This window comes from Prescottella sp. R16, from assembly GCF_030656875.1.
GTDB lineage: Bacteria > Actinomycetota > Actinomycetes > Mycobacteriales > Mycobacteriaceae > Prescottella.
In genome coordinates this window covers 1,646,816-1,660,593 of the sequence record NZ_CP130943.1, presented here as the reverse complement: position 1 = coordinate 1,660,593, position 13,778 = coordinate 1,646,816, and the positions used below count along the sequence as shown (strand labels likewise).

10 protein-coding genes and 3 rRNA genes are annotated in these 13,778 nt (G+C 63.0%); 3 read left to right on the top strand and 10 right to left on the bottom strand.

Annotated features, from left to right (window positions below):
* Positions 1-72 precede the first annotated feature (72 nt).
* A complete protein-coding gene (gene mce, locus Q5696_RS07815; protein ID WP_305094626.1) occupies positions 73-552 on the top strand; it encodes a methylmalonyl-CoA epimerase in 480 nt (159 codons plus the stop codon).
* Between the two features lie 110 nt (positions 553-662).
* Positions 663-1,556, top strand: coding sequence for a coiled-coil domain-containing protein (locus Q5696_RS07810; protein ID WP_305094625.1), 894 nt, complete (start codon positions 663-665; stop codon positions 1,554-1,556).
* A 3-nt stretch (positions 1,557-1,559) separates the two neighbouring features.
* Here the strand turns inward: Q5696_RS07810 and Q5696_RS07805 are convergent, their stop codons facing one another.
* From Q5696_RS07805 to murA, 6 genes are all read right to left on the bottom strand, one after another.
* Positions 1,560-1,880, bottom strand: coding sequence for an Rv1322 family protein (locus Q5696_RS07805; RefSeq protein WP_305094624.1), 321 nt, complete (start codon positions 1,878-1,880; stop codon positions 1,560-1,562).
* Positions 1,881-1,912: 32 nt separating this feature from the next.
* Positions 1,913-2,614, bottom strand: a complete 702-nt coding sequence (nucS, locus tag Q5696_RS07800) for an endonuclease NucS (protein ID WP_305094623.1) — start codon at positions 2,612-2,614, stop codon at positions 1,913-1,915.
* Positions 2,615-2,766: 152 nt separating this feature from the next.
* Positions 2,767-2,883: ribosomal RNA gene (rrf, locus tag Q5696_RS07795) — 5S ribosomal RNA — on the bottom strand.
* Between the two features lie 121 nt (positions 2,884-3,004).
* Positions 3,005-6,134 (bottom strand): 23S ribosomal RNA (locus Q5696_RS07790).
* A 328-nt stretch (positions 6,135-6,462) separates the two neighbouring features.
* Positions 6,463-7,978 (bottom strand): 16S ribosomal RNA (locus tag Q5696_RS07785).
* The 16S, 23S and 5S rRNA genes sit together here, the layout of an rRNA operon.
* Before the next feature lie 518 nt (positions 7,979-8,496).
* Entirely contained in the window at positions 8,497-9,753 is a 1,257-nt protein-coding gene (gene murA, locus Q5696_RS07780; protein WP_305094622.1) for a UDP-N-acetylglucosamine 1-carboxyvinyltransferase, read from the bottom strand.
* A 55-nt stretch (positions 9,754-9,808) separates the two neighbouring features.
* Between murA and Q5696_RS07775 the strand changes: the two genes are divergently transcribed.
* Positions 9,809-10,387: a cob(I)yrinic acid a,c-diamide adenosyltransferase gene (locus Q5696_RS07775; RefSeq protein ID WP_305094621.1), complete on the top strand. Its 579-nt coding sequence runs from the start codon at positions 9,809-9,811 to the stop codon at positions 10,385-10,387.
* A 78-nt stretch (positions 10,388-10,465) separates the two neighbouring features.
* Here the strand turns inward: Q5696_RS07775 and Q5696_RS07770 are convergent, their stop codons facing one another.
* Genes Q5696_RS07770 through Q5696_RS07755 form a run of 4 tightly spaced genes read right to left on the bottom strand, consistent with a single transcriptional unit; the run spans position 10,466 to position 13,755 of the window.
* Positions 10,466-10,891, bottom strand: a complete 426-nt coding sequence (locus Q5696_RS07770) for a DUF2550 domain-containing protein (protein WP_305094620.1) — start codon at positions 10,889-10,891, stop codon at positions 10,466-10,468.
* Positions 10,892-10,944: 53 nt separating this feature from the next.
* Positions 10,945-11,313, bottom strand: coding sequence for a F0F1 ATP synthase subunit epsilon (locus Q5696_RS07765; RefSeq protein ID WP_305094619.1), 369 nt, complete (start codon positions 11,311-11,313; stop codon positions 10,945-10,947).
* A 6-nt stretch (positions 11,314-11,319) separates the two neighbouring features.
* On the bottom strand, positions 11,320-12,768 hold the full coding sequence (atpD, locus tag Q5696_RS07760) for a F0F1 ATP synthase subunit beta (RefSeq protein WP_305094618.1): 1,449 nt from the start codon (positions 12,766-12,768) through the stop codon (positions 11,320-11,322).
* 6 nt (positions 12,769-12,774) lie between these two features.
* Positions 12,775-13,755, bottom strand: a complete 981-nt coding sequence (locus Q5696_RS07755) for a F0F1 ATP synthase subunit gamma (RefSeq protein WP_305094617.1) — start codon at positions 13,753-13,755, stop codon at positions 12,775-12,777.
* Between the last annotated feature and the right edge of the window lie 23 nt (positions 13,756-13,778).

The window sequence follows — 13,778 nt, the reverse complement described above, 5'->3', positions numbered from 1 at the left end:
GCATGGCCCGGACCCGGTCGCATACCGTGGCCCGGAGAGAACACCACAAACGGTAGCGCTACCGTTTGTGGCATGACACCTTCGTCCCCCACTCCCGCTGCGAACGGACTGTCCTCGCAGCTCGTGACCGCTATCGATCACGTCGGCATCGCCGTCCCGGACCTCGACGCCGCCATCGCCTGGTACAGCAAGCACCTCGGCATGGTCTCCACTCACGAGGAGGTCAACGAGGAGCAGGGTGTCCGCGAAGCCATGCTGTCGGTCGTCGGCTCCCCCGCCGGTGCCCCCGCGATCCAGCTGCTCGCCCCGCTGAACGAGAGCTCCACGATCGCGAAGTTCATCGACCGTAACGGTCCGGGTCAGCAGCAGCTCGCCTACCGGGTCACAGACATCGACGCCATCAGCGCCCAGCTGCGCGCCGACGGTGTCCGCCTGCTGTACGACGCCCCGCGCCGCGGCACCGCGAACTCGCGGATCAACTTCATCCATCCGAAGGATGCCGGCGGTGTCCTGGTCGAGCTGGTCGAGCCGGCTGCCGACGGCGGCCACTGACGCCGACTCGCAACGGACGTCGTCCGATGTGACCGAGTGGGGCCGACGCGCCGGGCCCGGCCCCACTCCACAGGCGTCGTCCCGGCGTCGTCGCCGGTAGATTGGCAGCCATGGCCTACGATCACGACCGCGGCATGCCGTTCACCATCGTCCGCAAGGGATACGACAAGGACGAGGTTCGACGCTATTTCTCCCGTTTCGATGCCGAACTGCGTCTGACGGCGACCGACCGTGACGCTGCTGCCGCACAGGCCCGCGAACTGGCCCTGCAACTCGAGGACGCCCGCGACGAGATCGACGAACTCCGCCGCGACGTCGACCGCCTCTCCGTGCCGCCCACCACCCTCGAGGGGATGAGCGAGCGCATTTCCCGCATGCTCCGTCTCGCCTCCGACGAGGCGTCCGAGGTACGGGCGAAGGCCGAGGCCGAGGCCGCCGAGATGCTCTCCGTCGCCGAACAGGACAGCGCCCGGATGCGCCGCGAGTACGAGACCAAGGTCGCCGAGATCGAGAAACGCCGCGTCGCGCTGGAACGCGAGCACGCCCGCACCATGGAGACGGCGCGGGCCGAGGCCACCCGTATCGTCGACGCCGCCACTGCCGAACGTGATCGGCTCACCACCGAGGCCGAGGCCAAACGCGCCCAGGAGCATCAGGACTTCGAGATCACGATGTCCGAACGTCGCGCGAAAACTCTCTCCGAGATCGAGCAGCGCGAGAACTCCAGCAAGGCCGAAGCGCACCGGCGTGTCAGCGAAGCCACTGCCGAAGCCAATCGACGCGTCGAGCGTGCCACCGAGATCTCCGAACGCAAGATCACCCACGCCAAGGAACTCGCCGAGGAACTGCGGGTCCTTCGCAGCCGAATCCTCGGTCAGCTCAGCGGAATCCGCGATCAGCTCGATTCCGTCCCGGCGATGCTCGCATCCGTCGACAAGGAGGCCGAACTCCTCGACGAGGCCGAGGCTGCCGGTAAGGACGCCGACGTTCCCGCCCGTTCCTGACTGTTACGACCAGCGTCGGGTGATGCCGCGCGTGCGCCGTCCGGCCCAGCATCCGGTGTGCCAGTGCCGACGGTCGTCGGCCCCACCCGGATCGGACGGCCACGCGACGACATGTGCGACGCCGGGACGCACGTCCTGGTCACATCCGGGGCACCGGTACGTCTTCACTGCGCGTGCCCCAGGAATCTGCCGGACGACGTACTCTTCGTCGCCGTAGCCGGCGGGCCCGGATTCGTGCCGTGCCGTCGCGTTCCCGTACGTGGGGCCGTCGACGGACGAGTCGGTACGACGGGGCGTTCTGCGGGGTTGGTTACGACGCGGCACGCCGTCCAGTCTAGGTGTGGCCCTGTCTCAGCTCAGAACAGCCGGAACTCGGTGCTCTCCGTCCCACGGAGTGCCTCGTAGTCGAGGACGAGGCAGCGGATGCCGCGATCGGTGGCGAGGGTCTTGGCCTGCGGCTTGATCTGCTGGGCCGCGAACACACCGGCCACCGGGGCGAGCAGCGGATCCCGGTTGAGCAGCTCGAGGTAGCGGGTGAGCTGTTCGACGCCGTCGATCTCGCCGCGCCGTTTGATCTCGACGGCGACGGTCGCCCCGTCCGCGTCGCGGCACAGCAGGTCGACGGGCCCGATCGCCGTCATGTACTCGCGGCGGATGAGGCTGTATCCCTCTCCCAGCGTTTCGACGTGTTCGGCAAGGAGTTCCTGGAGGTGGGCTTCGACGCCGTCCTTGACCAGACCCGGGTCGACGCCCAATTCATGGCTCGAGTCGTGCTCGATCTCCTCGATGGTGATCCGCAGTTCCTCGCCGGCCTTGTTCGTGACGACCCACAACTGGTTCTCGGACGCCCCTTCCGCCGAACCGTCACCGGCACCGTCGGTGGTTTCGGTGAGCCAGCACGGGGGGCTCATCCAGTTGAGCGGCTTGTAGGCGCGGTCGTCGGCATGGATGCTCACCGATCCGTCCGCTTTGATCAGCAGGAGTCGTCGAGCCATAGGCAGATGGGAGGTCAGACGACCGACGTAGTCGACACGGCAGCGGGCAATCACGAGACGCACTCGGCCCACCCTAGTGGATGGTCCGGGCCGGGCGCTGTTCACCCCGGTTCCCGGTTGCGGTGGGTGCCGGGCCGGTGTGCCCGGACCGGCCCACAGCATGCGGAAATGCCGAAGGCCCCCACCAAGAATGGTGGGGGCCTTCGGTAACGGGTGTTCGGCGGTGTCCTACTCTCCCACACCCTGTCGAGTGCAGTACCATCGGCGCTGGAGGGCTTAGCTTCCGGGTTCGGAATGGGACCGGGCGTTTCCCCTCCGCTATGGCCGCCGTAACTCTATGAAACTGTCACACCCCCTCCGACCCCGCCCGGACCACACCCTCGGGGTGTGGTGGGGATCGGATGGGTATCTGTGTGTTGTTTCAGATACCGCACAGTGGACGCGTAGCTTCTTTGTGGTAAGTCCTCGGCCTATTAGTACCAGTCACCTCCATCCGTTACCGGACTTCCAGTTCTGGCCTATCAACCCGGTGGTCTGCCGGGGGCCTTACCCCCTCGAGGGGGTGAGAAACCTCATCTTGGAACAGGCTTCCCGCTTAGATGCTTTCAGCGGTTATCCCTTCCGAACGTAGCTAACCAGCAGTGCTCCTGGCGGAACAACTGGCACACCAGAGGTTCGTCCGTCCCGGTCCTCTCGTACTAGGGACAGCCTTCCTCAAGTTTCTAACGCGCGCGGCGGATAGAGACCGAACTGTCTCACGACGTTCTAAACCCAGCTCGCGTGCCGCTTTAATGGGCGAACAGCCCAACCCTTGGGACCTACTCCAGCCCCAGGATGCGACGAGCCGACATCGAGGTGCCAAACCATCCCGTCGATATGGACTCTTGGGGAAGATCAGCCTGTTATCCCCGGGGTACCTTTTATCCGTTGAGCGACACCGCTTCCACTTGCCGGTGCCGGATCACTAGTCCCGACTTTCGTCCCTGCTCGACCTGTCAGTCTCACAGTCAAGCTCCCTTGTGCACTTGCACTCGACACCTGATTGCCAACCAGGCTGAGGGAACCTTTGGGCGCCTCCGTTACATTTTGGGAGGCAACCGCCCCAGTTAAACTACCCACCAGGCACTGTCCCTGAACCAGATCATGGTCCGAGGTTAGATGTCCAATACGATCAGAGTGGTATTTCAACAACGACTCCACACACACTGGCGTGCATGCTTCACAGTCTCCCACCTATCCTACACAAACCGAACCGAACACCAATACCAAGCTATAGTGAAGGTCCCGGGGTCTTTTCGTCCTGCCGCGCGTAACGAGCATCTTTACTCGTAATGCAATTTCGCCGAGTCTGTGGTTGAGACAGCAGAGAAGTCGTTACGCCATTCGTGCAGGTCGGAACTTACCCGACAAGGAATTTCGCTACCTTAGGATGGTTATAGTTACCACCGCCGTTTACTGGGGCTTAAATTCTCAGCTTCGCCACCGAAATGGCTAACCGGTCCTCTTAACCTTCCAGCACCGGGCAGGCGTCAGTCCGTATACATCGTCTTACGACTTCGCACGGACCTGTGTTTTTAGTAAACAGTCGCTTCTCTCTGGTCTCTGCGGCCCCACCCAGCTCACGGAGTAAATCCGGTCACCAGACAAGGCCCCCCTTCTCCCGAAGTTACGGGGGCATTTTGCCGAGTTCCTTAACCACAGTTATCTCGATCGCCTTAGTATTCTCTACCTGACCACCTGTGTCGGTTTGGGGTACGGGCCGTGTGAAAGCTCGCTAGAGGCTTTTCTCGGCAGCATAGGATCACTGAATTCGCCTCAATCGGCTACGCATCACGTCTCAGGCGTATGAGTGGCGGATTTGCCTACCACTCGCCCTACACGCTTACACCAGTATTACCACTGACTGGCTCAGCTACCTTCCTGCGTCACCCCATCGCTTGGCTACTACCAGATCGGTTCACGCGCATCCGGCAGGAAAACTCCCGAAGGAGGAAACCCGCTTTCAGGGCGCTTAGCATCACTGATTCACCAGGGGCGCGTCCACACGGGTACGGGAATATCAACCCGTTGTCCATCGACTACGCCTGTCGGCCTCGCCTTAGGTCCCGACTCACCCTGGGCGGATTAACCTGGCCCAGGAACCCTTGGTCATTCGGCGGACGAGTTTCTCACTCGTCTTTCGCTACTCATGCCTGCATTCTCACTCGTGCAGCCTCCACACCTGGATCACTCCGGCGCTTCCCTGGCTGCACGACGCTCCCCTACCCATCCACACCACTGCACACAGCTCCGTAGAACCGCATGGGTGTTGTGTGAATGCCGCGGCTTCGGCGGTGTACTTGAGCCCCGCTACATTGTCGGCGCAGGATCACTTGACCAGTGAGCTATTACGCACTCTTTCAAGGGTGGCTGCTTCTAAGCCAACCTCCTGGTTGTCTTCGCGACCCCACATCCTTTTCCACTTAGTACACGCTTAGGGGCCTTAGCCGGCGATCTGGGCTGTTTCCCTCTCGACTACGAAGCTTATCCCCCGCAGTCTCACTGCCGCGCTCTCACACTCTGGCATTCGGAGTTTGGCTGACGTCAGTAACCTTGTGGGGCCCATCGGCCATCCAGTAGCTCTACCTCCAGAGTGAAACACGCGACGCTGCACCTAAATGCATTTCGGGGAGAACCAGCTATCACGGAGTTTGATTGGCCTTTCACCCCTACCCACAACTCATCCCCTCAGTTTTCAACCTAAGTGGGTTCGGGCCTCCACGACGTCTTACCGTCGCTTCACCCTGGCCATGGGTAGATCACTCCGCTTCGGGTCTAGAACATGCCACTCGACCGCCCTATTCGGACTCGCTTTCGCTACGGCTCCCCCACACGGGTTAACCTCGCGACATGCCGCTAACTCGCAGGCTCATTCTTCAAAAGGCACGCCATCACCCACCCACCGAAGTGGCGCAGGCTCTGACGGATTGTAAGCGCACGGTTTCAGGTACTATTTCACTCCCCTCCCGGGGTACTTTTCACCTTTCCCTCACGGTACTAGTCCGCTATCGGTCACCAGGTAGTATTCAGGCTTATCGGGTGGTCCCGACAGATTCACAGCAGATTTCACGGGCCCGCTGCTACTCGGGAGTCCATCACGACAGTCACCACGTTTTCGTCTACGGGACTCTCACCCTCTACGACAGGCCGTTCCAGACCACTTCGACTAACACGATGATTTCTTACTGTCGGCCGATCCGGCAGAATCGACAAGATGAATCCCACAACCCCACGAATGCAACGCCTGCCGGCTATCACACACCCATGGTTTAGCCTCATCCGCTTTCGCTCGCCACTACTCACGGAATCACATGTTGTTTTCTCTTCCTGTGGGTACTGAGATGTTTCACTTCCCCACGTTCCCTCCACACGCCCTATATATTCAGGCGCGGGTAACCACACATCACTGTGGCTGGGTTTCCCCATTCGGACACCCTCGGATCACAGCTCGGTTGACAGCTCCCCGAGGCTTATCGCAGCCTCCTACGTCCTTCATCGGCTCCTGGTGCCAAGGCATCCACCGTACGCTCTTCATTACTTACAACAAAGATGCTCGCGTCCACTGTGCAGTTCTCAAACAACACACCCTGATCGAACTCCCGCCAGCACCATGACCACCACCGAAGCGATGCGGTCTGCCTGACATCCGAACAGGATCGTTTCTTCCTTCGAGACAACCACTTGCGTGTTCTCTCAGGACCCAACAGTGCGCCGATATATCGTCCACCAGCCGGCCATGTGACCCGCTGAACTGTGAACGAGATTGTCAGTGTTCCACCCATGAGCACCACCGGATTACATGTGAATCCGAAATGGCTCTGCCCTCACCCCGACCCCGACTGTTCGAGGCGGTGTGGGGAGATGCTCCTTAGAAAGGAGGTGATCCAGCCGCACCTTCCGGTACGGCTACCTTGTTACGACTTCGTCCCAATCGCCGATCCCACCTTCGACGGCTCCCTCCCAAGGGTTAGGCCACCGGCTTCGGGTGTTACCGACTTTCATGACGTGACGGGCGGTGTGTACAAGGCCCGGGAACGTATTCACCGCAGCGTTGCTGATCTGCGATTACTAGCGACTCCGACTTCACGGGGTCGAGTTGCAGACCCCGATCCGAACTGAGACCGGCTTTAAGGGATTCGCTCCACCTCACGGTATCGCAGCCCTCTGTACCGGCCATTGTAGCATGTGTGAAGCCCTGGACATAAGGGGCATGATGACTTGACGTCGTCCCCACCTTCCTCCGAGTTGACCCCGGCAGTCTCCTGCGAGTCCCCACCATTACGTGCTGGCAACACAGGACAAGGGTTGCGCTCGTTGCGGGACTTAACCCAACATCTCACGACACGAGCTGACGACAGCCATGCACCACCTGTACACCGACCACAAGGGGGGCCGTATCTCTACGGCTTTCCGGTGTATGTCAAACCCAGGTAAGGTTCTTCGCGTTGCATCGAATTAATCCACATGCTCCGCCGCTTGTGCGGGCCCCCGTCAATTCCTTTGAGTTTTAGCCTTGCGGCCGTACTCCCCAGGCGGGGCGCTTAATGCGTTAGCTACGGCACGGATCCCGTGGAAGGAAACCCACACCTAGCGCCCACCGTTTACGGCGTGGACTACCAGGGTATCTAATCCTGTTCGCTACCCACGCTTTCGCTCCTCAGCGTCAGTTACTGCCCAGAGACCCGCCTTCGCCACCGGTGTTCCTCCTGATATCTGCGCATTTCACCGCTACACCAGGAATTCCAGTCTCCCCTGCAGTACTCAAGTCTGCCCGTATCGCCCGCAAGCTTGGGGTTGAGCCCCAAGTTTTCACGGACGACGCGACAAACCGCCTACGAGCTCTTTACGCCCAGTAATTCCGGACAACGCTCGCACCCTACGTATTACCGCGGCTGCTGGCACGTAGTTGGCCGGTGCTTCTTCTGCAGGTACCGTCACTCTCGCTTCGTCCCTGCTGAAAGAGGTTTACAACCCGAAGGCCGTCATCCCTCACGCGGCGTCGCTGCATCAGGCTTTCGCCCATTGTGCAATATTCCCCACTGCTGCCTCCCGTAGGAGTCTGGGCCGTGTCTCAGTCCCAGTGTGGCCGGTCGCCCTCTCAGGCCGGCTACCCGTCGTCGCCTTGGTAGGCCATTACCCCACCAACAAGCTGATAGGCCGCGGGCCCATCCTGCACCAGTAAACCTTTCCAACCCCCACCATGCGGCAGGAGCTCCTATCCGGTATTAGACCCAGTTTCCCAAGCTTATCCCAGAGTGCAGGGCAGATCACCCACGTGTTACTCACCCGTTCGCCGCTCGTGTACCCCGAAGGGCCTTACCGCTCGACTTGCATGTGTTAAGCACGCCGCCAGCGTTCGTCCTGAGCCAGGATCAAACTCTCCGTTGAAGACTCACGATTGGAGGCCGAAACCTCAATCAGTCATAGACATCGAGTCAAATCACTAGCAAATAAACTCAAACTAGCTGTTTCGGTCGACCCTCCCAGACGGAAGAATGAAAGAATCGACACATACCCACCCCATCCGAAACAGACGGGGCAGAGTACCAAAATTGGCACTGACATTCATCGACACACTGTTGAGTTCTCAAAGAACACGCACACACCATCACCAGAAACACTCGGCTTCTCGTTCCGGGGCAACCGTTCCAGCTTATCCCGTCCGGCTCCCGAGCGCAAACTCGGTCACCCTTCCGGGCCACCCGGACGCAGTACAACCACCCTACACGAAGCAGGGAAGCACACTTCCGGATGCGTCAGGCGCTCCCCGTACAACCTCGTTTTCCCTCGCTGACCAGTGAAGATCGCGTCCGGGTCGGTGTCCGTGTCGCTCTGACCTGGAATAAGTTACGCGAACCCACCACAGAACACCAAATCGCCAGGTCACAGCCGGAAAATGCGGCCCGTCAGTCCTGTACGCGACGGATGTCGCCACCCAACCCGGACAGGTCCTCGACGAAACGGGGGTAGCCACGGTCGATGTGGAAGACGTCGTGCACTTCGGTGACCCCGTCTGCGACGAGCCCGGCGAGGACCAGGCCGGCGCCGGCACGGATGTCGGACGACCACACCGGCGCGCTCGACAGTTCGGCGACACCACGGACGACTGCGTGGTGTCCGTCTGTACGCGCGTCGGCACCGAGTCGGATCATTTCCTCGACGAAACGGAAGCGCGCTTCGAAGACGTTCTCGGTGATCATCGAGGTGCCCTCGGCGACCGCGGCCAGACCGATGGCCATCGGCTGTAGGTCCGTCGGGAAGCCCGGGTATGGAAGCGTCGCAAAGTTCACCGCTTGCGGTCGACCGTCCTGCTCGACGCGAAAGCCGTTCGGTTCGAGGGTGATTCGAGATCCGGCAGTGCGCAACTTGTCGAGAACCAGGGTGAGGTGCTTCGGGTTGACGCCGCGGACCGTCACGTCACCGCGCGTCATCGCGGCCGCGATCCCCCAGGTCGCCGCGACGATCCGGTCGCCGATCACGCGGTGCGACGTCGGTTCCAACCGCTCGACACCACGAATCGTGAGTGTGTTCGTCCCGGCGCCGGAGATCTTGGCGCCCATTCGATTCAGCATCGTGCAGAGATCGACGATCTCCGGCTCCCGGGCGGCGTTGTCGATGACGGTCTCCCCCACCGCGAGCACCGCCGCCATGAGGATGTTCTCGGTGGCGCCCACCGAGGGGAAGGCCAACCGGATGTTGGCGCCGTGCAGATCGTCCGCCTCCGCCACGACGCATCCGTGCTCGATCTCACTGCGGGCACCGAGCAGGCGCAGTCCGGACTGATGCATGTCGAGTGGACGTGATCCGATCGCGTCACCGCCGGGCAACGCCACGACCGCTTTCCGGCATCGCGCCACCAACGGACCCAGCACACACACCGACGCCCGGAACTGCCGGACAGCCTCGAAATCCGCGTGGTACTTGGGGCGGGCCGGCGTGGTGATCGTCGCGATGTCCCCGTCGAGGACCACTTCGCAGCCGAGGCCTCGCAGGACGTCGGCCATCAACGGCACGTCGAGGATGTCGGGGCAGTTGCTGATCACCGTCGTGCCCTCGGCCAACAGAGCCGCCGCCATCAGTTTCAGGACGCTGTTCTTCGCCCCACCTACCGATACCGCACCGACGAGTCGGTTTCCACCGGCGACAAGAAAGCGTTCACTCACAAGGGCACAGCCTAGCCACGAGATCGTGCGGCCCGCTGAGCGGTACCGTGGCGCCATGGCTGTGCATCTCACTCGGATCTATACCCGTACCGGCGACGACGGAACCACCGGACTCAGCGACTTCTCGCGCGTGTCGAAGAACGATCCGCGTCTGGTCGCGTACGCGGACTGCGACGAAACCAACGCGAGTATCGGCGTCGCGCTGGCCCTGGGAAACCCGTCCGAGGAGATCGTCGACGTCCTCCGGCAGGTCCAGAACGATCTGTTCGATGCCGGCGCCGACCTTTCCACCCCGGTCGTGGCCGATCCCAAGTATCCGCCGCTGCGCGTCACCCAGGACTACATCGACCGCCTCGAACGCTGGTGCGACACGTTCAACGAACGTCTCGAGCCGCTGAACTCGTTCATCCTGCCCGGCGGCACCCCCCTCGCCGCGCTCCTGCACACGTCCCGCACCGTCGCCCGCCGCGCCGAACGTGCCGCGTGGGCAGCCGTCGACGCGAGCCCGGAGAACACCAACGCGCTGCCTGCCAAGTACCTCAACAGACTGTCCGATCTGCTGTTCATCCTCGGTCGCGTCGCGAACCCCGGCGGTGACGTGCTGTGGGCGCCGGGTGCCGGGCGCACGGACTGACCGGAGCCGGGAACGACGAAAGGGAGGCCGAATCGGCCTCCCTTTTTCCATTCCACCCGAGCTCACACGCTCCCGAGGTCACGCAGTGGGGCGTCCCCGCATCGACCGACCCGACGGCCGCGATTCCACCCACGACAGGAACGCCGTCAGCGCACCCCGGTCGAGCGCGATCTCGTACGTGCGGTCACCGTCGATGACGTCGAGGATCACGATCTCGTCGGTCATGATGTCGTACTCGTCGCCCACCGGTCCCCGGCGCGCACCGACCTCGATGCCCTGCCGGTTCATCCGCGTATCCGGTCCGGGCCGCAGACTCGACAGCTTGTAGAACACGAGTGCGCTCTCGCCGTACCGGACCACACCGTGTCGCCAACCGCTGCCGCCTTCCGCCGGCGTCACCCGCAGGATCGCCGCCGTGCCACCGCGACGGAGCATCGTCAGCCGATACACGAGAGCCGCGACGGAGGCCGCGAGCAGCACCACCAGAATGATGAGAACAACCATCCCGATCGTCACTGCTCGTCGGCTCCCGTCGCGGCTCGTCGTGAACTGACTACCTAGGCGCGCTCGACCGCACGCAGGCGGCCCTTCGCGGCCGTGACGGCAACGACGTCGTCGCTCTCCTCGGCCAGAACGACCTTGGCAGCATCCACGTCGATGTCCTGCGCCAGGTCGGCCGACTCGGCGAGGATCGTCACCGTGGTAGCGGTCACCGAGAGGAAACCACCGTGCACGGCGGCGACGACACGCTCACCGTCGACGGTCGTGATCGCGACGACGCCACCCTCGACGAGCTGGCCGAGGACCGGCTCGTGCCCGGGCATGATGCCGATCTCGCCCTCGGTCGTCTGCGCGCTGACCAGCGTCGCCGATCCCGACCAGAGACGCTGCTCGACGGCAACGAGTTCAACGGTCATCTCAGCCATGTCGGCCTACTTCCCGGCGATCTTCTTGGCAGCGGCCTCGACGTCGTCGAGCCCACCGCAGCTGTTGAACGCCTGCTCCGGCAGGTGATCGAACTCGCCCTTGCAGACGCGGTCGAACGCCTCGATGGTGTCGCGCAGCGGCACGACCGAGCCGGGCTCACCGGTGAACTTCTCGGCGACGATGAAGTTCTGGCCGAGGAACTTCTGGATACGGCGGGCGCGGCCGACGAGGACCTTGTCCTCCTCGGAGAGCTCGTCCATACCGAGAATGGCGATGATGTCCTGCAGTTCCTTGTACTTCTGCAGGATCCGCTTGACCTCGTTGGCGACGCGGAAGTGCTCGGCACCGACGATGCCGGGCTCCAGGATGCGCGAGGTCGACGTCAGCGGGTCCACAGCGGGGTAGATACCCATCTGCGAAATCGGACGCGAGAGCTCGGTGGTCGCATCGAGGTGCGCGAACGTGGTGGCCGGCGCCGGGTCGGTGTAGTCGTCGGCGGGGACGTAGATCGCCTGCAGCGAGGTGATCGAGCGGCCACGGGTCGAGGTGATGCGCTCCTGGAGCTCACCCATCTCGTCCGCCAGCGTGGGCTGGTAACCGACGGCCGACGGCATACGACCCAGCAGGGTCGAAACCTCGGAACCGGCCTGGGTGAACCGGAAGATGTTGTCGATGAACAGCAGGACGTCCTGGCCCTGGACATCGCGGAAGTACTCCGCCATGGTCAGCGCGGACAGGGCGACACGCATACGCGTTCCCGGCGGCTCGTCCATCTGGCCGAAGACGAGGGCGGTGTCCTGGAGGACGCCCATCTCCTCCATCTCCAGCTTCAGGTCGGTGCCCTCACGGGTGCGCTCACCGACGCCGGCGAACACCGACGTACCGGAGAACTCACGCGCGATACGGGTGATCATCTCCTGGATCAGAACGGTCTTGCCGACGCCGGCACCACCGAACAGACCGATCTTGCCGCCCTTGACGTACGGGGTCAGCAGGTCGATGACCTTGATGCCGGTCTCGAGGATCTCGGTCTTGCCCTCGAGCTGGTCGAAGGCCGGCGGCTTGCGGTGGATGCTCCACTGCTCGCCGTCACGACCGGTGCCCGGAGCGTCGAGGCAGTCACCCAGGGCGTTGAACACGTGGCCCTTGACGACGTCACCGACGGGAACCGAGATCGAGCGACCCGAGTCGACGACTGCCGCGCCACGGACCAGGCCGTCGGTGGGCTGCATCGAGACGGTGCGCACCAGGTTGTCACCCAGGTGCTGGGCAACCTCGAGGGTCAGCGTCTTGGCCACGGACGCGAGGGTGATCTCGGCGTGCAGGGCGTTGAACAGGGCGGGAACGGCACCACGCGGGAACTCGACATCCACGACGGGGCCGATGACACGCACGACGCGGCCGGCGAGTGCCGACGCCGCACCGGCGTTGCTATCGGTTACTGCTGCGGTCATGTGCTTTTAGTCACTTCCTGCACTCGATGCGAGTGCGTCAACGCCGCCGACGATCTCGCTGATTTCCTGGGTGATCTGAGCCTGGCGGGCCTGGTTCGCCTGCCGGCTCAGGGTGTTGGCCAACTCCGTCGCGTTGTCGGTGGCCGCCTTCATGGCGGTACGACGAGCGGCGGACTCCGAGGCAGCGGAGTCCAGCAGCGCGGCGAAGATCCGCGTGCTGACGTACTTCGGCAGCAGGGCCGCCAGCAGCGTGGACGCCTCGGGCTCGAAGTTGTACACCGCGGTCGGGCCGTTCTGGCCCTCGTGCCGGCCGTCGGTGAGGATGTCGTCACCGAGATCTATGTGATCGTCGGTGTAGTCCACCTCGAGCGGCGCCATGCGGCGGACCTCGGGGGACTGCGTCAGCATCGACACGAAACGGGTGTAGACGAGGTGGAGCTCGTCGACGCCTTCGACCGTGCCTTCACCGTTCGCCGCATCGACCTCGGTACCGGACCCGGCCATGAACAGCTCGACCAGGTGACGGCTCGCCGTCGCGGCGTCCGCGTAACCCGGCTCCTGGGAGAAGCCCGTCCACGCTCCGCCGACCGAACGGCCACGGAAGGTGTAGTAGGCCAGGCCCTTGGCACCGAGCACGTAGACGATCGGCTCCTTGCCCTCGGAACGGAGGAGCTGCAGCAGCTCCTCCGTCTCCTTGAGGACGTTGGAGTTGTAGCCGCCGCACATACCGCGGTCACTGGTCACGACCAGGACAGCGGCGCGCTTCGGGTTCGCACGCTCGTTGAGCAGCGGGTGGTCGAGCGACGCCGACGCACTGGCCAGCTCGGTGAGGACCTTCGTGATCTCCTCGGCGTACGGCTTGGACGCCGCAACACGCGCCTGCGCCTTGGTGATCCGCGAGGTCGCGATCAGTTCCTGCGCCTTGGTGATCTTCTTGGTCGAGTTGGTCGCTTTGATGCGAGAACGCAGTTCGCGAATGCTTGCCATCTACCGATCACTCTCCCTTCGAG